Origin of the sequence: Pseudomonas sp. SLBN-26 (genome assembly GCF_006715895.1) — a bacterium.
GTDB classification, from domain to species: Bacteria; Pseudomonadota; Gammaproteobacteria; order Pseudomonadales; family Pseudomonadaceae; genus Metapseudomonas; species Metapseudomonas otitidis.
In genome coordinates, this window is sequence record NZ_VFOB01000001.1 from 2,526,629 (window position 1) to 2,545,601 (window position 18,973).

Here is an 18,973-nt window from a genome sequence, read left to right on the forward strand (position 1 = left end):
AAGTCCGGGCTACAAATGCCCCCGCAAACACCGCACCGTAGCCTGGGCTTCAGCCCAGGGCTCTTGATCCCCGAATTGAAGCCCGGGGCTACGGGCTCGCCAGATCAGGCCTGCAGTTCGCTGAGGGGGATGAAGCGCAGCAGGTCGCCCTCGGCCAGGGTGGTGCCTTCCAGCACTTCCACCAGACCGTCTGCCCAGGCAGCACTGCGCAGCACGCCGGAGCTCTGGTTGCGGTAGATCACAGCCCGGCCATTCTCCAGCCGTGCCCGCAGGTACTCGCGGCGGTTGCCCGGTTTGCTCCAGGTGAACCCGGCCGGCACCGGGAAGCCCAGCGGCTCGATGCGCTCCACGCCCAGGCGACGCAGCAGGTAGGGCCGCGCCAGCAGGCCGAAGGTCACCAGGGTCGAGGCCGGGTTGCCCGGCAGGCCGATCACCGGCACACCCCGGAAATGCCCGAAGGTCAGCGGCTTGCCCGGCTTGATCGCCAGCTTCCACAGCGCCAGCTCGCCCTCCTCGCGCAGCGCCTGGCCGAGGAAGTCCGCCTCGCCCACCGACACCCCGCCCGTGGAGAGGATCAGGTCCACATCGCTCAGCGCTCCCAGGGCCTGGCGAGTCAGTTCCAGGTCGTCGGCGAGGATGCCACCGTCCACCACCTCGCAGCCCAGGCGACGCAGCCAGGCGCAGAGCAGCGTGCGGTTGCTGTTGTAGATCTGCCCGGGGCCAAGGGCCTGGCCCGGCTCCACCAGCTCGTCACCGGTGGAGAGCACCGCCACCCGTGCACGGCGGCGCACCGGCAGCACGGCCACGCCGAGGGTCGCGGCCAGCCCCAGTTCGATGGGGCCGAGCAGGGTGCCGGCATCCAGCACCGTCTCGCCCACCCGCGTTTCCTGGCCACGGGGGCGCACGTTCTGCCGGGCCTTGAGCGGCTGCAGCAGGCGCACCCGGCCATCGGCCAGCACCTCGACGTTCTCCTGCATCTCCACGCAGTCGGCGCCATCGGGCAGCGGCGCCCCAGTGAAGATACGCGCGCAGGTGCCGGGCTGCAGCGGTGCCGGGGCACTGCCGGCGAGAATCCGCTGGCTCACCACCAGCGGCTCGCCCTGCCAGTCGTCCAGGCGCAGGGCATAGCCATCCATGGCGCTGTTGTCCCAGGGCGGCAGGTCCAGGCTGGCCACCAGAGGCTCGGCCAGCACGCGGCCATCGGCCTGGGCCAGCGGCAGGGCTTCCACGCCGGCGATCCGCGCCGCATCGGCCAGCGCCAGCAGGCGCGCCTGGGCCGCCTCGACCGGCAGCAGCCCGGGGTGGTCGCAGCCGCTCATCCGCGGCTCTCGCAGGGGGCGGCGGCCTTCAGGTGCGGCACGAAGTTGCAGGGGCGGTGGCGGTTGTCCAGCTGCTCGCCGAGGATGCCGTCCCAGGCGGTGCGGCAGGCATTGGTGGAACCCGGCAGGCAGCACACCAGGGTGCCGTTGGCCAGGCCCGCCAGGGCGCGGGATTGCAGGGTGGAGGTGCCGATGTCGGCCACCGATATCTGCCGGAAGTACTCGCCGAAGCCGTCGACGCGCTTGTCCAGCAGGCAGGCCACCGCCTCGGGGGTGCTGTCGCGGCCGGTGAAACCGGTGCCACCGGTGATCAGCACCACCTGCACGGTGTCCTCGGCGATCCAGGTGGCCACCTGGGCGCGGATCTTGTACAGGTCGTCCTTCAGCAGGACGCGCGCAGCCAGGTTGTGGCCGGCAGCGGTGAGGCGATCGACGAACAGCTGGCCGGAGGTGTCGGTCTCCAGGGAGCGGGTGTCGCTGACGGTGAGCACGGCGATATTGAGCGGCACGAACACCGCCTCGGCCTTGTGGTTCATGGCTGGCTTCCAGTTGTAGGACAGGGAGGCCGGTGTTATATCACAGCGCCCGTTCGCCGAGACCTCGCCCATGCCCGCCGTGCCTGCCCTGCCCTGCTCCGTCCTGCTGCTGTCCGGTGGCCGGGGGCAACGCCTGGGCGGCCGCGACAAGGGCCTGGTGGAATGGCGCGGCCGTCCGCTGATCGACTGGCTGCACGCCGTGGCCCGGCCGATCACCGACGACCTGATCATCTCCTGCAACCGCAACACCGAACGCTACGCCGCCTGGGCCGACCGCCTGGTGCAGGACGACAGCCCCGACTACCAGGGCCCCCTGGCCGGCATCCGCGCCGGCCTGGCCGCCGCCCGCCACCCGCACCTGCTGGTGCTGCCCTGCGACGCCCCGCTGGTGGACGACGAGCTGCTGCAGCGCCTGCTCGAAGCCGCCGGCGAGCGCCCGGCGATGCTGCACCGGGGCGGCTTCTGGGAGCCGCTGTTCTGCGTCCTGCCACGCAGCGTGCTGCCGGTGCTGGAAGCTGCCTGGCAGGCCGGCGAGCGCAGCCCCCAGCGCGCCCTGCGCCCGCTCGACCCGCTGGCCATCCCCTGCGCCGACGACGACCCGCGCCTGGCCAACCTGAACACCCCGGAACTGCTTGAAAGCACGCCCCCGACGGCATGACACTGGCCCGGTTCCGGAACTTTGGCCGCGCTTCGTCCGTCAGAGCCTCCAGAACAACCCGTTCATTCATCAAGGAGATGGCAGATGAACCAGCGGATCCTTCCCGCTTTTGCGCTTGTACTGGGCCTGGCCGCCCTCGCCGGCTGCTCCACCCCCAGCGTGATCACCCTCAACGACGGCCGCGAACTGCAGACCGTGGACAAGCCGGACTACGACGACGACACCGGCTTCTACGAGTTCGAGCAACTCGATGGCAAGCGCGCCAAGGTCAACAAGGACCAAGTCCGCACCATCAAGGAACTCTGATCGTCCCGCGCCTCACCCGCGCCCAGCCCGCCACGGGTCCTGCCCGTCGCGGGCTTTGTTTCATCTGCACCCCCGCCAGAGCGCGAAAACCGTCGCCCCGCAAAATTTTTTTCGCTAACCCCTTGTCGACCAAAAAGTTTTCTGTAGAATGCGCGCCATCTCACGGAGCGTAGCGCAGCTTGGTAGCGCGTCTCGTTCGGGACGAGAAGGTCGCTGGTTCGAATCCAGTCGCTCCGACCAAATCCCGAAAAAACCCGCCTAAACGGCGGGTTTTTTATTGCCTGCCGAAAACCCCAGACCCATCACCCCGCCCTTTCTTCCAGCGCAACGGCTGCAGAACGCAGACCGGTTCACATCCTCACCAACGAACCGGGACGGCCATTGGCCAGCATGGTAGAAAGCCGCCCCCTTTCCCCCCGTCTACACTTCTCCGGGCACACGCCCGGGATAGCCAGTTCATGCCGAGCTTCAAGCCACTTGCCTGCCTCATCGCCTGCCTCCTCTGCCTACCAGCCCGGGCGGACTCCAACGGTCCACTGGTGTTCTGCTACGAGGACCAGGATTCCTGGCCCTGGGTGATGCTCGATGGCAGCGGCCTCAACCAGGCCCTGCTCAACCAGCTCGGCAAGGACCTGCACCTGGACATCCGCCAGGTGCCGATGCCCTGGAAGCGCTGCCTCGACGGCCTGTCCCGAGGGCTCTACGACGGCGCCTTCGCCGCGTCCTTCAACCCGGAGCGCCTGGCGCTGGGCCTCTATCCCGGCCTCAAGGACGGCCGACCGGACCGCGACTACCGCCTGCACGACGCCAGCTACTCGCTCTACCGCATCAAGGGCAGCGCCGCCGACTGGGACGGCCAGGCCTTCCACGGCATCCAGGGGCAGGTAGGCTCCCTCGGCGGCTTTTCCATCATCCCGATGCTGCTCAAGCACGGCCTGCAGGTAGAAGAAACCAGCCGCGACCCGGTGGCGCTGATGCGCATGCTCCACGGCCACCGCTTCGACGTGGCGGCCATGCAGACGCTGCGGGCGGACAAGGTCCTGGCGGACCACCCGGACCTGTCAGTCGATATCGAAAAGCGCCCCATCCCGCTGGAGCAGAAGGACTACTACCTGATGCTCTCCCACCAGCGGGTTCAGGGCTCGCCCCAGCTGGCCCAGTCGATCTGGGAGGAAGTGCGCCGCCAGCGCGAATCGGACGCCTACCGCCAGCGCCTGCAGAGCACCCTAGGCAAAGCCCCCTGAACCGTCTTCGCTAGCCCAGCAACTGGCTCAGCACCGCCCGCAGCTTGCCCGGCTTCACCGGTTTGTTGAGCATCGGCGCACCCAGCCCCTGCAACTCGCGGCGGCACTCGTCGCTGCGGTCGGCCGTGATCATCACCGCCGGGATGGGCCGCTCGAACTGCTCCCGCAGGGCCCGCACCACCTCGCAGCCGGTCACCCCGTGGTCCAGGTGGAAGTCCGCCAGGATCGCCTCGGGCGCCTGCCCCTGCAGCACCGCCCGTGCGGCGTCCAGGTCAGGCGCCACCAGCACCTCACAGCCCCACTGCCCGAGCAGCGCCGCCATGCTGTGGAGGATGCTCACCTCGTTGTCCACCACCAGCAGGCGTCGTCCCGGCAGCGGGTCACCGGCCAGCGGGCGCGCCACTGCGCTATCACGGGCCGGCACCTCCGGTAGCGGCGCCAGCGGCACGCGGATGGCGAAGACAGAGCCCCGCCCCGGCTTGGAGCGCACCTCCACCGGGCAACCGAGGATGCCGGCGATGCGGTCGACGATGGCCAGGCCCAGACCCACGCCCTTGCGCTCGGCCGCCCGGCCCCGGTCCAGCTGGTTGAACTCCAGGAAGATCGCCCGCAGTTGGTCCGCCGGAATGCCCCGGCCGCTGTCCCACACCTCCAGGCGCACGGTATCGCCCTGCCGGCGGCACCCCAGCAGCACACGGCCACGCTCGGTGTAGCGGCAGGCATTGCTGAGGAAGTTGCGCAGGATGCGCGTCAGCAGGCGGAAATCGGTGCGCACCGCCAGGTGCCGGGGAATGCGCGCGCGCAACTGCAACCCGGCGGACTGCGCCACCCCTTCGAACTCCGACACCAGCGGCGCCAGCAGGTCCTGCACGCGGTAGGCCTCCACGTCCGGGCGGATGGCGCTCTGGTCCAGCTTGGAAATCTCCAGCAGGTCGGTGAGCAGGTCCTCCGCCCCTTCCAACGCCAGGTGAGTGCGCTCCACCAGTTGCTGCTCGGCGCTCGGCAGGCGGCGCTCGCGCAGGGTCGCCACCAGCAGCCGCGCCGCATTGAGCGGTTGCAGCAGGTCGTGGCTGGCCGCCGCCAGGTACTTGTCCTTGCTCAGGTTCGCCGCCATGGCGGCATCCCGCGCTTCGCGCAGCTGGCCGTTGAGCGCCTCCAGCTCGGCGGTGCGCGCCGCCACCCGCTGCTCCAGCTCATCGTTGAGGTGCTGCAGGCGCTGCTGGGCGAGGATGCGCTCGGTGATGTCGGCGACGAAGCCCTCCACCAGCCCCTCCTCGTCCGGCTTGAGCAGCAGGTTCATCAATACGTCCACATGGCTGCCATCGCGCCGCCGCAGGCGCGTCTCGTAGCCGAACAGCCCCGGCTTGCCGCGCAGGCGGGCGCGGATGCGCTCCAGTTCCGCCGCACCGTCGGCGAACAGCAGCGCCGCGAAATCCGCCGGCATCGCCAGCAGCTCGTCGGCCTGGGCGTAGCCCAGCATCCGCGCCAGCGCCGGGTTGGCCGCGCGCAGCCCGTCCTGCAGGCTGGCCTGGAAGATGCCGTGCACTGCGTGCTCGAACAACCACTTGTAGCGGTTGCGCTCGGTCTCCAGCTCCTCCAGGCGGCTCAGCAGCTCGGGGTAATGGCTCTTGCGCGCGGAGTGGCTGCCCAGGCCCAGCAGGGCCTGGCGCTGCTCCTCAGAGTGCCTCGGCATACACCACTTCCACGTCCCGCTGGCTGGACTCGCGGGGGTTGGTGAGGATGCACGGGTCCTCCATGGCGTGGCGCGACAGGAAGGGGATGTCCGACACCGACACCCCGTGCAGGCTCAGGGTGTCGGCAAAGCCCACCGAGCGCTTGAAGGCCACCAGGTGTTCCACCAGGCGCTGGCGGGTCTGCGTCTGGTTCAGCCCGCGCACGTCCAGCCCCAGGGTCTCGGCCACCACGCGGAAGCGCTCCGGCGCGGCGTTGTAGTTGAAGGCCACCACGTGCTCCACCAGTGCCGCGTTGCACATGCCGTGGGGCAGGTCGAGGAAGCCGCCCAGGCTGTGGGACATGGCATGCACCGCCCCGAGGATGGCGTTGGAGAAGGCCAGGCCCGCCTGCATGCTGCCGAGCATGATCTTCTCCCGGCGGCCGATGTCGTCGGGGTTGGCGATCATCTCCACCAGGTTGCCGCTGATCAGCCGCATCGCCTCCAGGGCATGGGGGTCGGTGAGCGGGCCGCTGCCGGTGGAGACGAACGCCTCGATGGCATGCACCAGCGCATCGATGCCGGTACAGGCCGAGAGGAACGGGTCCATGCTCAGGGTGGTTTCCGGGTCGATCAGCGACACATCGGGCACCACCGCCTTGCTGACGATGGAGAACTTCATCCGCTCGGTCTGGTTGGAAATGATCACGAACTGCGAGACGTCCGCCGAGGTCCCGGCGGTGGTGGGGATCAGGATCAGCGGCGGGCTGGGCACGCGGATGGTGTCCACCCCCTCGAACTCCAGGATGCTGCGCCCGTGGGCCACCACGATGCCGATGCCCTTGGCGCAATCCATCGGGCTGCCGCCGCCGACGGCGACGATCACGTTGCAGCCCTCGGCGCGGTAGACGTCCGCGCCCTGGTGCACCTCCTCCACCCGGGGGTTCGGCGACACCTGGGTGAACAGCCGGTAGTCGATGCCCTGGGCCGCCAGGCTGGCCTCCACATCGGCCACCCAGCCGGCGGCGACCACACCGGGGTCGGACACCACCAGCACCTTGCGCGCGCCGAAGGTGCTGGCGTAGTTGCCGACGTTATGCCGGCAGCCGGCACCGAAGATGATTTCCGGGGAGACGAATTTACGCAGTTGGCTGATGTCGTGGCGCATGAAACCGCCTGATTCTTGTTGTTATGGAATGGGCTAGCAGACTACTGCAAAAGATAACGTTTTCAATCCGACCATCGGGTGTTGTCCGACAGAAAAAACCGACCACCACGCTTGTGTTTCGCCAACCAACCTGCAGGCGACTCCGCGACATTCCGCCACACCCACCCCGCTGCCCGTTTTACAGGCTCGCACGGCACCCTGCTGCGGCAGGCCGTCGCAGTTGTTGAAGCCCGGCCCGCTGCCTAAGGTGCGCCTCACTTCAGGCCGGAAGATCGCTGAAAAATGGGTTTCCACGGTTAGGCCTGAAGCTTTTTGGATCGGTTTGATCATGGATGGCCCTTCCCCGCAAAGGGCCTCTCTTTCAGCCACCGGCGCCGTACTCGCCCGGGTTCCGATCCCGCCCCGGCGGCCATGCCGCCCTCCCCTCGCCCATCGGTATCGACGAGGTCAACGTGCCCGACACAGGCGCCACCCGCAGCGGGTGGACATTGAACATTCCACTGCTCCTGCTCTGCGCCTGCCTGCACGGCTGCGATGGCTCGCCCCAGGCCCGCCTGGAGCCTGGCGAGAGCCACCCGGGCGGGGCCACCACCACCGCCCAGCAGGATGCCAACGCCTTCTCCATGCCCAGCAACAACCTGCGCCCGATCCGGCGCATGGACTTCTTCGTCGGCAATGCCTTCTTCCGCTCCGACTGGAAACCTGCAGGCAACGGCGCACAGGGCAAGAGCGGCCTCGGGCCGCTGTTCAACACCGACGCCTGCCAGAGCTGCCACATCAAGGACGGCCGTGGCCATCCGCCCCACGAGCAGAGCCTGGCGCCGGCGCTCTCCGCCCTGGTGCGGCTGTCGATCCCGGCAAGCGAGGAGGATGCCGCGAGCCTGGTGCGCAACGGCGTGATCGCCGAGCCGGTCTATGGCGGACAGCTGCAGGACAACGCCCTCGAAGGCCACCGCCCCGAAGGCCGTGTGTGGCTGGAGTACACCCGCAGCAGCGTGACCCTGGCCGACGGCACCGACGTGCACCTGCGCCAACCGAAGATCGAGATCCGCGACCTCGGCTACGGCCCGCTCCACCCCGACACCCTGATGTCATTGCGTGTCGCCCCGCCGATGATCGGCCTCGGCCTGCTGGAGGCCATTCCCGACGCAGAGCTCGAAGCCAACGCGCGCGACCAGGCGAGCCACGGCCAGGTGAGCGGCCGCCTCAACCGGGTCTGGGACGAAGCCAGTGCCCGCACGGTCATCGGCCGCTTCGGCTGGAAGGCCGGGCAACCCAGCCTGCGCCAGCAGAACGCCGCCGCCTTCGCCGGCGACATGGGCCTGAGCAGCAGCGTGTTCGCCCATGACGACTGCACCGGCGCGCAGTCCGCCTGCCGGGAAGCGCCCCAGGGCAGCCAGCCCGAGGTCAGCGAATCGGTCCTCGACAGCGTGCTGTTCTATACCCGGCACCTCGCCGTGCCCATGCGTCGCGAGGCGGGCAGTCCAGACGTCCTGCGCGGCAAGGCCGTGTTCGGCGAGCTGGGGTGCGCCGCCTGCCACCGACCCTCCTACACCACCGGCGAGGCCGCCGAAGCGGAACTCACCCAGCAGCACATCTACCCCTACACCGACCTGCTGCTACACGACATGGGGCCAGGCCTGGCCGACGGTCGCCCCGAGTTCCTCGCCAGCGGCAGCGAATGGCGGACACCGCCGCTGTGGGGCATCGGCCTCACCGCCACCGTCAGCGGGCACACCCAGTACCTGCACGACGGCCGCGCCGAAAGCCTGCTGGAAGCCATCCTCTGGCACGGCGGCGAAGCCCAGGGCTCGCGCGACAGGGTCGTGGCCCTGGCCACCGACGACCGCCTGGCCCTGCTGCGCTTTCTCGAATCGCTCTGAACCCGGCCAGCGAACAGCACCGCACAACAAAAACCCAACAAGGAATCGCGGATGAACAGCCCCCTACTGCGTCACGCCATGACCCTGGCCCTCACCGGCATCAGCGGCCTCACCCAAGCCGCCGCCCTGGAGCTGGACACCACCCAGGTGGTGGACTCGCCGGTGATCGACCAGAACGAAACCGACCGCTTCGGCAGCCTCGCCACCGTGGTCGGCCAGGAGCAGATCCGCGACCTGAATGCCCTCGACCTGTCCTCCGCCCTGCGTCGAACCCCAGGCGTCACCGTCTCGCGCTTCAACCCGGTAGGCGCCTTCGGGGGCGCCGAAGGGGGTGCGGTCTACATCCGCGGCATGGGCGCCAGCCGCCCGGGCAGCGAAATCAAGACCTACATCGACGGCGTGCCGTTCTACATGCCGGTCTGGAACCACCCGCTCCTCGACCTGCTGCCCATCCATGGCATGCAAAGCGTCACCGTCTACAAAGGGCCGCAACCACAGCGCTTCGGCAACACCTTCGCCGCCATCGACCTGGCCCCGCGCCTGGCCGGACCGGGTGACAACCATCACGGCGAACTGCAAGTGGCCGGCGGCAGCTTCCGCACCGTCACCGAACAGGCCGCCCTCAGCGGGCGCAGCGGCGACTGGGACTACACCCTGGCCCAAGGCAGTGCCCACTCCGACGGCGACCGTGCCGATGGCGACGGCCGGCTCAACAACGGCCTCGGCCAACTGGGCTACCGCCTGAATGAAAACTGGTCGACCCGCCTGCTGCTGCTGCACGCCGACAACGAAGCCTCCGATCCCGGCCAGTTGCACAAGCCGGAAACCCGCAACGGACGCTTCCGCACCCGAGGAACCCTCGCCGCCCTGACCCTCGCGCATGACTACGAGCAGGCCCAGGGCAGCCTCAAGCTGTACCGCAACGAAGGTCGCGGCAGCGCCCTGGAGCAGACCGGACTGGACGGCGACACCATCACCGACTTCGTCCTCCAGGGGCTGCGCTGGGAAGAAACCCTGCAACCCTGGTCCCAGGGCGAGCTGGCGCTGGGCCTGGACATCGACGAAACCCGGGGCGACGTCACCTTCCGCCGCGTCGCACCCGCCCCGCAGGACCAGTTCGACACCCCGACCTTGCGCCTGGTCTCCCCGCATATCGCAATCAGCCAGGCCATCGACCTGGGGCCGGACTGGACCCTCACCCCCTCCGCCGGCATCCGCACCTACGACCACAATGTCTACGCCAGCGAGCAGGCGCCCCATGCCGGGGTGGTGCTCTCCACCCGCAACCTGGAGCTGCGAGCCAACGTCTCCCGAGGGGTGAACTACCCCGGGCTGGAAACCTCGGTGCTCTCCCACCTGATCCCCGCCCTCGGGCAGACCTGGCGCGAGCTGGACCCCGAGCGCCTGGACCACCGCGAACTGGGCGTGAAGTTCAACCCCACCGACAGCGCCACCCTCGACCTGGCCGTGTTCCAGGACAAGCTCGAGAACCGCTACCTCTTCGCCTTCCCGCCTGCCGTGTCGCAACCGACCTACATCAACCTCGGCGACTACGAAGTGCGCGGCAGCGAGGCCAGCTGGCAGCAGCGCTGGAACGCCAACTGGAGCAGCTTCCTCGGCCTCACCTGGCTGGACCCGACCCTCAAGACCCTGCCGTATGCCCCCGAACGCTCCGTCTCCCTGGGAGTCACCTACGCACAGGGCCCCTGGCGCGTCAGCACCGATGCCCAGTACCAGAGCCGGATGTACGTCCTGCAGGAAGAGCGGGTCAACGGCGCCAGCAACACCGAGCAGGTGGACGCCTTCACCGTGGTCAACCTGCGGGTCGGCCATGCCGTGCCGGCCCTCGGCGAAGTGGGCGAGGTCTTCCTCGCCGTGGAAAACCTGTTCGACCGCGACTACGCCTACCGCACCGGCTACCCCATGCCCGGCACCTCGGCCCAGGTCGGCGTGAAGATGGGCTTCTGAAGCCCCATGAAAGGAGACGCCCCATGACCACCCTGCGAACGCTGGCCCTTCTGGGCCTGTTGAGCCTGGGCAGCCCGCTTGCCCTGGCCGACGAGACCCAGCAGATCGAGCACCTGATGAAACACACCTGGGAAAAGCCCGGCGCGCCGCTGGATGTCGGGCCGGTCAGCACGGTCGAGGATTACGCCATCGCCGGCTGGACCCAGGGCGAGCGTGGCGGCCGGGCACTGCTGCAGCGCACTGCCGAGGGCTGGCGCGTGGTGCTCTGTGCCGGCGACAGCCTGCTGGACAGCGCCACCCTGCGCGATGCCGGCGTACCCGAAGCCCGGATCGGCACGCTGCAAGGCAAGGCCCGCGAGGCGGAAGCCCGGCAACCGGCCGCCCGCATCCGCCAGTTCGCCCTGTTCCAGGGGCAGGTGCGGGTGGACGCCGGGCACGCCCACGGCACGCACTGAGGCCTCACAACCACCGCCGATAGAACCCGTACTCCGCCTCCAGCGCATGGGCCAGGTTGGCGGCCTGGCGGAAGCCGTGGCCTTCCGCCGGGTAGAGGTGCACCTGGGCCTCGCGGCCGAGGCGCTGCAGGGCGTCGGCCATGGCCCGGGTCTGCTCCGGCACCACCACCACGTCGCGGCCGCCCTGGAAGAACAGCACCGGCGCACGGATCGTCTCCGGGTGCAGGGCCGGGCTGCGGGCGTGGTAGCGGGCGGCATCGCGCACGGGGTCGCCGATCAGCCAGTCGAGGTAATCGGCCTCGAACTTGTGGGTCACCCGGCGCAGCGCCAGGGGCTCGCTGACGCCGTAGAGGCTGGTGCCGGCGCGGAACGGCGTGTCCCCGGCCAGGGCCAGCAGGGTGGTGAAGCCGCCGGCGCTGGCGCCACGGATGAAGGCCCGCGCCGGGTCGATGCGCCCGAGCCCGGCCAGGTGGGCGACCACCGCCCGCGCATCCGCCACATCCACCTCCCCCCAACGCCCCTGCAACCCCTGCCGGTAGGCACGGCCATAACCGCTGCTGCCCCGGTAGTTGAGGTCGAACACGGCAAAACCACGCTGGGTCCAGAACAGGATGCGCGGGTCGAACTGCGGGTAGCAGGCCGAGGTCGGCCCGCCATGGACGAACACCAGCAGCGGCGGCCGCTCGCCCGCCGGGCCCTCGCAGGCCGGGTTGCACGGTGGGTAGAAGAAGCCGTGGGCCGGCTCGCCACCGCTGGCGAAGGTGATGGCCTCGGGCCTGGGCACGGCCTCGGCCGGCAAGGGCCGCTCGCCCCCGGCCAGCACCTGCACCTCGCCCCCGATTCGGTCCACCGCCAGCACCGCCGGTGACCGGTCCGGTGCATGGGCGATGCAGTAGAAGGCCCGTGCATCCGCCGCCAGGGCACGGAAGCGGGTCCACTCCAGGGCCAGGCGCCGCTCGGCGTGGCCCTGCTGCTCCACCAGGTGGCCGAAGCCGCCTTCGAAGCGGCTCAGCAGCAGGTGGCCGGGTGCCAGCGACAGCCAGGTGCACAGCCCCAGCTGCCAGGGTGCCGGTGCGTGGTCCAGCCGTGCGCAGCCCGGCAGCGGCAGCCAGCCATCGGCCGTCTCGCCCCAGGGGCGCCAGGCCCCGTCGCGGTCGCTGAGGCAGAGCAGGCGCCGCCGGGCGTCAAAGCGCGGTTGCTGCAGGGATTCGCCACCGCCCTCCCCCGCCACCACGCGCGGCGCCGACCAGCCGCCCGAGGCTTCGCGCCAGGCGCAGCACAGGCGGGTGCTGGTCCAGGGCTGGGCGGGCCGGTCCCACTCGATCCAGGCCAGGCGCAGGCCGTCCTCGGAGAGGGTCGGCGCGGCGTAGAAGTCGGCCCCCTCGGCCACCACCCGGCGCTGGCCGTCGCCCAGGTCGAGGCTGACCAGGCGATTGCGCACCGGCCCATCACCGTGCTGCTCCTCCACAGCCAGCACCGCCCGGCCCTGGCGGTCGAAGGCCAGGTCACCCAGGCGGCTGCCCGGCGCGCCGGCAAGGCACAGCGGGTCGCCATCGAGGGGCTGCAGCCAGAGCTGCTGGTCGGCCTCGTCGACGAAGGCCACGGCGCCGTCCAGCACACAGAAGGCGCCCCCGCCGTACTCGTGCACGCGGCTGCGCACCGACTGCTCCGGCGGGGTCAGGCAACGGGGCGCGCCGCCCTGCCACAACCACAGGGTGGTGCGCGCATCGCGCGGGTCGAAACGGCTCCACAGCAGCCCCTCGGGCGCGACGCGCAACTCGCCGAAGTCACAACTGGCGGTGGCCGCATCGATCGCGCTGAAGGTGCTCGGCCAGGTCCCGAAAGGCAGGGCAGTTGACGGCATGACGGCCTCCGTTCAGGGCCTCGGCAAGGATCACGCCTTGGCGATCAGCCGGGCGTTGGCCGGGTTGCGGAACACCAGCTCGTCCAGCCCGCCGGGCGCCTCCTCGGCCTGGCGGCGGGCGTCGAGGATGAGGCCGTGGTGCTTCGACTTGCTGCACACCGGATCGGCATTGGCCGCATCCCCGGTGAGCATGAAGGCCTGGCAACGGCAGCCGCCGAAGTCGCGGTCCTTCTCGTCGCAGGAACGGCACGGCTCGGGCATCCAGGCATCGCCGCGAAAGCGGTTGAAGCCGAAGGACTCCTGCCAGATGTGGCGGATGCTGTGTTCACGCACGTTGGGGAACTGCACCGGCAATTGCCGGGCGCTGTGGCAGGGCAGCGCGGTGCCGTCGGGGGTGATGTCGAGGAACAGGTTGCCCCAGCCGTTCATGCAGGCCTTGGGGCGCTCCTCGTAGTAGTCCGGGGTGACGAAGATCAGCTTGCAGGGGTGGTTCTCGGCCGCCAGTTTTTCCCGGTAGGCGTGGGTCACCGCCTCGGCACGGGCCAGTTGCTCACGGGTCGGCAGCAGGCCGGCGCGGTTCAGCTCGGCCCAGCCATAGAACTGGCAGGTGGCGAGTTCGACGTAGTCCGCCTCCAGCGCCAGGCACAGCTCGATGATGCGTTCGATGTGGTCGATGTTGTGCCGGTGGGTGACGAAGTTGAGCACCATCGGGTAGCCCGCCGCCTTCACCGCCCGGGCCATGGCCAGCTTCTGGGCGAAGGCCTTGCGCGAGCCGGCCAGCAGGTTGTTCACCGCCTCGTCGGCGGCCTGGAAGCTGACCTGGATATGGTCCAGCCCCGCCTCGGCGAATTCGGCGATGCGCGCCTCGGTGAGGCCGATGCCGGAGGTGATGAGGTTGGTGTAGTAGCCCAAGCCACGCGCCGCGCGGATCAGCTCGGCCAGGTCCTGGCGCACCAGCGGCTCGCCGCCGGAAAACCCCAGCTGTGCCGCGCCCAGCTCGCGCGCCTGGCGGAACACCTCGATCCACTCGGCGGTGCTCAGTTCCTCGCCCTGGCGGTCGAAGTCCAGGGGGTTGGAGCAATAGGGACATTGCAGCGGGCAGCGGTACGTCAGCTCCGCGAGCAGCCACAGGGGCGGGCCGGGCGGGCTGGCCGTGCCGAGCGATTCAACGCAGCTCGATCCAGAACTGAGCACTGGCCACCTCCATGAAGGCGAGGATGTCCTCGTCCAGCCCCGGCACGCCGGGGAAGCGCTCGGCGAGCTGGTCGATGATGGTGGCGACGCTGCGCTGGCCGTCCACCCGTTCGAGGATCAGCCCGGCGCTCTCGTTGAGCTTCACCATGCCTTCCGGGTAGAGCAGCACGTGGCAGCCCTGGGCCGGCTCGAACTGGAAGCGGAAGCCCCGGCGCAGGGCCGGTACGCGGATGCGCAGGTCCTCGCTCATAGCCCCAGCCCCCGGTGCCAGACCCGCTCGCGGGTCACCGTGTGGTAGGGCGGGCGCTCCAGCTCGTAGGCCATGCTCATGGCGTCGAGCATGCTCCACAGCACATCGAGCTTGAACTGCAGGATCTCCAGCATCCGCGCCTGCTGCTCCGCCGTGCGGTAGTGCGCGAGGGTGATGCGCAGGCCGTGCTCCACGTCGCGCCGGGCCTGGGACAGGCGCGAGCGGAAGTAGTCGTAGCCGGCCGGGTCGATCCACGGGTAATGGGTGGGCCAGGCGTCGAGGCGCGACTGGTGGATCTGCGGCGCGAAGAGTTCGGTCAGCGAGCTGCTCGCCGCCTCCTGCCAGCTGGCGCGGCGGGCGAAGTTGACGTAGGCGTCCACCGCGAAACGCACCCCCGGCAGCACCAGCTCCTGGGACAGCACCTGCTCGCGGTCCAGCCCCACCGCCTCGGCCAGGCGCAGCCAGGCCTCGATGCCGCCGGCTTCGCCCGGAGCGCCGTCGTGGTCCTGGATGCGCTGGATCCACTCGCGGCGGGTGTCGCGGTCCGGGCAGTTGGCGAGGATCGCCGCATCCTTCAGCGGGATGCACACCTGGTAGTAGAAGCGGTTGGCCACCCAGCCCTGGATCTGCTCGCGGCTGGCGCGGCCCTCGTACATGGCGACGTGGAACGGGTGGTGGATGTGGTAGCAGGCGCCCTTGGCGCGCAGGGCCTGCTCGAATGCCGCCGGGGTCATGGCGTGCTGGCTCATGGGCAAGGCTCCTATAGCCGGATGTCCATTCCGTCCCGCGCCACCTCGATGCCATGGCGGGCCAGTTCGGCCCGCTCGGCGGAGCCGGCGTCGAGGATGGGGTTGGTGTTGTTGATGTGGATGAGCACCTTGCGCGGGCCGGGGATGCCGTCCAGCACCTCGATCATGCCGCCCGGCCCGCTCTGGGACAGGTGGCCCATCTCGCTGCCGAGCTTGTCGCCCACCTCGCACAGGCGCATCTCGTCATCGCGCCAGAGCGTGCCGTCCACCAGCAGGCAGTCGGCACGGCGCATCCAGCCCAGCAGGGCCTCGTCCACCTGCCCCAGGCCCGGCGCGTAGAACAGCGAGCCGCCGCTGCGCAGGTCCTCGATGAACAGGCCGATGTTGTCCCCCGGGTGCGGGTTGCCCCGGTGCGGCGAATAGGGTGGCGCGCTGCTGCGCAGGGGGATGGCGGTGAAGCGCAGCCCCGGGCAGGCGGGGATGACGAAGGGCTCGCCGTCCAGCGCAATGGGGTTCCAGGCCAGCCCGCCGTTCCAGTGCCGGAGCATCTCGAACAGCGGGAAGCCCCGGGTCAGGTCCTGGTGGACCATCTCCGTGCACCAGACCGCGTGCGGGCAGCCCTCGCGCAGGCTGAGCAGGCCGGTGACGTGGTCGATCTGGCTGTCCATCAGCAGCACCGCCGCGATGCCGGTATCCCGCAGGCGGCGGGCCGGGCGCAGCGGCGCGAAGGACTCGATCTGCGCGCGGATGTCGGGCGAGGCGTTGCACAGCACCCAGTTCACCCCGTCGTCACTCAGGGCGATGGACGACTGGGTGCGCGCCTCGGCGTCGAGGGTGCCGGCGCGCAGGCCGGCGCAGTTGCGGCAGTGGCAGTTCCACTGCGGGAATCCGCCGCCAGCGGCGGACCCGAGAATGCGGATATGCATGGGAGAACCCCCAGGACGCCCCGGCGGACCGGGGCGCTTCGGATCAGCGGTTGGCGAAGTACAGCGTCACTTCGAAGCCAATGCGCAGGTCGGTAAAGGCGGGTTTGGTCCACATGGGTCGATCCTCTTCTTATTGGGGGCCGGAGCATTCCGGCGCCTCGAGTTAAACACCGGCCCGGAGGGCTCCGAATGCTACTTTCGACGGAGTTCCGGTCCTGATTTGGTAGGGGTCGGCGAGCCCCTGCGCACCGGCCGATCGGGTGACCGAACCCGCCACGGCAAGGCCCCGCGTGCCCTACCCGGGATTGGAGGGTCCGAGCCCGCCCCGGGTTCGAAGAAAACGGCGACTGGTGCCCAGCCCTCTCTCACCAGGCCCGACCCGCGGCCCGCCAAGCCCCGACAGATGGGGCCTTGCCGCGCCCCAACCGCCGACCACGGGGCCCCGCTCTACTACTTTGGTACTGCTTCAATCCGTAGAACGTAGGATTTGCAAGGCTCCCGCCCTGGCATGTAATGGGCCGACAAGAACAATGAGAACCTCGCCATGCGCCTCATCCAGAAGGCCCTGCTGCTCTGCCTGCTGTCCGTCCCTGCCTGGGCGGCGGACACCACCGCCCCGCTGTTCTCCCCGGACGGCTACCGCATCACCCAGTACCGCAGCCCCACCCCGGCCCGGCACGAGCAGGCCCGCACCCTCGATACCGAGGGCCTGCGCCAGTTGCTGGCCCGCGAGCCGCGTACCCGCCTGGTGGACGTCTACCGGCGCACCTGGCTGAACGAGCGCTTCATCCCCGACGAGGTCCACGCCAACCTGCCCGGCAGCCTGTGGCTGGCCAACACCGGCGACGGCGCCCTGGCCCCGGACTGGCAGGCCTACTTCAGCCGCAACCTCGAACGCATCAGCCAGGGCGACAAGGACTGGCCCCTGGTGTTCTACTGCCGCTCCGATTGCTGGCTGGGCTGGAACGCCGCCCGCCGCGCCCACGCACTGGGCTACCGCAACCTCTACTGGTACCGTGACGGCATCGACGCCTGGCAGCAGGCCGGCCTGCCGCTGACACCGGCCGAACCGCAGCCCTTCCCCTGATCGCCGTCCACCCACAACCACAACAACGAGGTGACCTGGCCATGTACAAGATCCTGATCGCCGACGATCACCCCCTGTTCCGCGAAGCCATCCACAACGTCATCAGCGACGGCTTCCCCGACAGCGAAGTCATGGAGACCGCCGACCTGGACAGCGCCCTCGGCCTGACCCAGGAGCACGACGACCTCGACCTCATCCTGCTCGACCTGAACATGCCCGGCATGCACGGCCTCAACGGCCTGATCAACCTGCGCAACGAGGCGCCGACCATCCCGGTGGTGATCGTCTCCGCCGAGCAGGACAAGCAGGTGGTGCTGCAGGCCATCACCTACGGCGCGGTGGGCTTCATCACCAAGTCCTCGCCGCGCGCGCAGATGACCGAGGCCATCGAGCAGATCCTCAACGGCAACGTCTACCTGCCCTCGGACATCATCCGCACCCAGAAGGCCGCGCCGCGCCGGGGCCAGGACGAGCACGCCATCCCGCCGGAGCTGCTGCAGGCGCTGACCCGCAAGCAGCTGCTGGTGCTGGAACGCATGACCAAGGGCGAATCCAACAAGCAGATCGCCTACAACCTGGACATCGCCGAGACCACGGTGAAGGCCCACGTCTCGGCCATCCTGCGCAAGCTCAACGTGCACAACCGGGTGCAGGCGATCCTCTGCGCCAGCGACATCGACTTCTCGGCCTACCTGCGCCGCTGACCACGGCGCCCACGCCCGGAGGCCCATGCCCGCTCCACGCATCCTGCTGCTCACCGCCCTGGCCATGCTGGCCTTTGCCGGCAACTCGCTGCTCTGTCGCCTGGCCCTCAAGCACACCGCCGTGGACGCGGTGAGCTTCACCGTGCTGCGCCTGGTGGCCGGTGCCCTGGTGCTCGGCCTGCTGCTGCGCCTGCGCCGCCCGCCCCTGGCCCCCAGCGGCAACTGGCGGGCCGCCACTGCGCTGTTCGTCTATGCCGCCGCCTTCTCCTACGCCTACCTGCAACTGGATGCGGGCAGCGGCGCACTGCTGCTGTTCGGCGCGGTGCAGCTGAGCATGGGCGCAGTGGGCCTGCTGCGTGGCGAACGCCTGGGGCCGCTGCAGAGCCTCGGCTTCCTGCTGGCCGGCGGCGGGCTGGTGGTCCTGTTGCTACCCGGCGCCAGTGCCCCGCCCCTGGGCGGCGCCCTGCTGATGCTGCTGGCAGGCCTGGCCTGGGGCACCTACACCCTGCTCGGCCGCCAGGCCGGCCCGCCGCTGGCGGCCACGGCGGGCAACTTCATCCGCGCCCTGCCCCTGGCCGGGCTGTTGCTGCTGCCCTTCCTCGGCCAGTTGAGCTGGGACGGCCCGGGCCTGGCCTATGCGCTGCTCTCCGGCGCGCTCACTTCCGGCATCGGCTACGCCATCTGGTACAGCGCCCTCCCCGGTCTGGGCGCCTTGCAGGCCGCCAGCGTGCAGCTGAGCGTCCCGGTCCTGGCCGCCCTCGGTGGCGCCCTGCTGCTGGGGGAAGCCATCAGCCTGCGCCTGGCGCTGGTGTCGGTGGCGGTGCTGGGTGGTATCGCACTGGTGCTGCGGGGGCGGTTCCAGGCGAAGCCGGCAGGGGCCTGAGCCGAACCGCGAGACGCACGCCGACGTCATGCGGGCCGACGGGACAGCGACAAGGCCCTCTGCAGAAAGAACCCATTCCATGATCCACCCCACATTGACGCGGCCTT

At 69.8% G+C, this 18,973-nt stretch carries 20 protein-coding genes and 1 tRNA gene; 10 read left to right on the top strand and 11 right to left on the bottom strand.

The window, feature by feature from the left end:
* Positions 1 to 104: 104 nt before the first annotated feature.
* Both glp and moaB read right to left on the bottom strand, forming a co-directional pair.
* The gene (gene glp, locus FBY21_RS11520; protein ID WP_142011121.1) at positions 105 to 1,319 is read right to left on the bottom strand and encodes a gephyrin-like molybdotransferase Glp; all 1,215 of its coding nucleotides are present in this window, start codon (positions 1,317 to 1,319) and stop codon (positions 105 to 107) included.
* Entirely contained in the window at positions 1,316 to 1,855 is a 540-nt protein-coding gene (moaB, locus tag FBY21_RS11525; protein WP_044405115.1) for a molybdenum cofactor biosynthesis protein B, read from the bottom strand. Before moaB ends, glp begins: the two co-directional genes overlap by 4 nt.
* A 70-nt stretch (positions 1,856 to 1,925) precedes the next feature.
* On the opposite strand from moaB, the gene mobA reads away from it, so the two are divergent.
* The 4 genes from mobA to FBY21_RS11545 all read left to right on the top strand — a co-directional run bounded on the left by mobA (position 1,926) and on the right by FBY21_RS11545 (position 4,063).
* Entirely contained in the window at positions 1,926 to 2,513 is a 588-nt protein-coding gene (gene mobA, locus FBY21_RS11530; RefSeq protein ID WP_142011123.1) for a molybdenum cofactor guanylyltransferase MobA, read from the top strand.
* 84 nt (positions 2,514 to 2,597) lie between these two features.
* Positions 2,598 to 2,819: a YgdI/YgdR family lipoprotein gene (locus FBY21_RS11535; protein WP_044405121.1), complete on the top strand. Its 222-nt coding sequence runs from the start codon at positions 2,598 to 2,600 to the stop codon at positions 2,817 to 2,819.
* Between the two features lie 163 nt (positions 2,820 to 2,982).
* Positions 2,983 to 3,059: transfer RNA gene (locus FBY21_RS11540), tRNA-Pro, on the top strand.
* Between the two features lie 218 nt (positions 3,060 to 3,277).
* Positions 3,278 to 4,063 carry a substrate-binding periplasmic protein gene (locus FBY21_RS11545; RefSeq protein WP_142011125.1) on the top strand — a complete coding sequence of 262 codons (786 nt, stop codon included), beginning with the start codon at positions 3,278 to 3,280 and terminating at the stop codon, positions 4,061 to 4,063.
* Positions 4,064 to 4,073: 10 nt separating this feature from the next.
* On the opposite strand, the gene FBY21_RS11550 is transcribed toward FBY21_RS11545, so the two are convergent.
* From FBY21_RS11550 to FBY21_RS11560, 3 genes are read right to left on the bottom strand one after another with little or no spacing between them, the layout of a single operon-like run.
* Positions 4,074 to 5,756, bottom strand: a complete 1,683-nt coding sequence (locus FBY21_RS11550) for a NahK/ErcS family hybrid sensor histidine kinase/response regulator (protein ID WP_142011127.1) — start codon at positions 5,754 to 5,756, stop codon at positions 4,074 to 4,076.
* Positions 5,740 to 6,903, bottom strand: coding sequence for an alcohol dehydrogenase-like regulatory protein ErcA (gene ercA, locus FBY21_RS11555; protein WP_044405130.1), 1,164 nt, complete (start codon positions 6,901 to 6,903; stop codon positions 5,740 to 5,742). Before ercA ends, FBY21_RS11550 begins: the two co-directional genes overlap by 17 nt.
* 33 nt (positions 6,904 to 6,936) lie before the next feature.
* The gene (locus tag FBY21_RS11560) at positions 6,937 to 7,233 is read right to left on the bottom strand and encodes a hypothetical protein (protein ID WP_142011129.1); all 297 of its coding nucleotides are present in this window, start codon (positions 7,231 to 7,233) and stop codon (positions 6,937 to 6,939) included.
* A 122-nt stretch (positions 7,234 to 7,355) separates the two neighbouring features.
* Between FBY21_RS11560 and FBY21_RS11565 the strand changes: the two genes are divergently transcribed.
* Genes FBY21_RS11565 through FBY21_RS11575 form a run of 3 tightly spaced genes read left to right on the top strand, consistent with a single transcriptional unit; the run spans position 7,356 to position 11,209 of the window.
* Positions 7,356 to 8,786 carry a di-heme oxidoredictase family protein gene (locus tag FBY21_RS11565; protein WP_409563793.1) on the top strand — a complete coding sequence of 477 codons (1,431 nt, stop codon included), beginning with the start codon at positions 7,356 to 7,358 and terminating at the stop codon, positions 8,784 to 8,786.
* A gap of 51 nt (positions 8,787 to 8,837) precedes the next feature.
* Entirely contained in the window at positions 8,838 to 10,754 is a 1,917-nt protein-coding gene (locus FBY21_RS11570) for a TonB-dependent receptor plug domain-containing protein (RefSeq protein WP_142011133.1), read from the top strand.
* 23 nt (positions 10,755 to 10,777) lie between these two features.
* Complete coding sequence (locus FBY21_RS11575; RefSeq protein ID WP_074968569.1) at positions 10,778 to 11,209, top strand: copper uptake system-associated protein; 432 nt, start codon at positions 10,778 to 10,780, stop codon at positions 11,207 to 11,209.
* 4 nt (positions 11,210 to 11,213) lie between these two features.
* Here the strand turns inward: FBY21_RS11575 and FBY21_RS11580 are convergent, their stop codons facing one another.
* From FBY21_RS11580 to pqqA, 6 genes are read right to left on the bottom strand one after another with little or no spacing between them, the layout of a single operon-like run.
* A complete protein-coding gene (locus FBY21_RS11580) occupies positions 11,214 to 13,073 on the bottom strand; it encodes an alpha/beta hydrolase family protein (RefSeq protein WP_142011135.1) in 1,860 nt (619 codons plus the stop codon).
* 30 nt (positions 13,074 to 13,103) lie between these two features.
* Complete coding sequence (gene pqqE / locus FBY21_RS11585) at positions 13,104 to 14,267, bottom strand: pyrroloquinoline quinone biosynthesis protein PqqE (protein ID WP_142011137.1); 1,164 nt, start codon at positions 14,265 to 14,267, stop codon at positions 13,104 to 13,106.
* Entirely contained in the window at positions 14,239 to 14,517 is a 279-nt protein-coding gene (gene pqqD, locus FBY21_RS11590; RefSeq protein ID WP_074968563.1) for a pyrroloquinoline quinone biosynthesis peptide chaperone PqqD, read from the bottom strand. Before pqqD ends, pqqE begins: the two co-directional genes overlap by 29 nt.
* Entirely contained in the window at positions 14,514 to 15,266 is a 753-nt protein-coding gene (pqqC, locus tag FBY21_RS11595) for a pyrroloquinoline-quinone synthase PqqC (RefSeq protein WP_074968561.1), read from the bottom strand. The genes pqqD and pqqC overlap by 4 nt, the downstream gene beginning before the upstream one ends.
* An 11-nt stretch (positions 15,267 to 15,277) precedes the next feature.
* On the bottom strand, positions 15,278 to 16,192 hold the full coding sequence (gene pqqB / locus FBY21_RS11600) for a pyrroloquinoline quinone biosynthesis protein PqqB (protein WP_142011139.1): 915 nt from the start codon (positions 16,190 to 16,192) through the stop codon (positions 15,278 to 15,280).
* 43 nt (positions 16,193 to 16,235) lie between these two features.
* Positions 16,236 to 16,307, bottom strand: coding sequence for a pyrroloquinoline quinone precursor peptide PqqA (gene pqqA / locus FBY21_RS11605; RefSeq protein ID WP_072432761.1), 72 nt, complete (start codon positions 16,305 to 16,307; stop codon positions 16,236 to 16,238).
* A gap of 429 nt (positions 16,308 to 16,736) precedes the next feature.
* On the opposite strand from pqqA, the gene FBY21_RS11610 reads away from it, so the two are divergent.
* From FBY21_RS11610 to FBY21_RS11620, 3 genes are read left to right on the top strand one after another with little or no spacing between them, the layout of a single operon-like run.
* Entirely contained in the window at positions 16,737 to 17,279 is a 543-nt protein-coding gene (locus FBY21_RS11610) for a PQQ-dependent catabolism-associated CXXCW motif protein (protein WP_142011141.1), read from the top strand.
* A gap of 41 nt (positions 17,280 to 17,320) precedes the next feature.
* Positions 17,321 to 17,983, top strand: a complete 663-nt coding sequence (locus tag FBY21_RS11615) for a response regulator transcription factor (protein ID WP_044405153.1) — start codon at positions 17,321 to 17,323, stop codon at positions 17,981 to 17,983.
* Between the two features lie 25 nt (positions 17,984 to 18,008).
* On the top strand, positions 18,009 to 18,866 hold the full coding sequence (locus FBY21_RS11620) for an EamA family transporter (protein ID WP_142011143.1): 858 nt from the start codon (positions 18,009 to 18,011) through the stop codon (positions 18,864 to 18,866).
* The last annotated feature ends 107 nt before the right edge of the window (positions 18,867 to 18,973 follow it).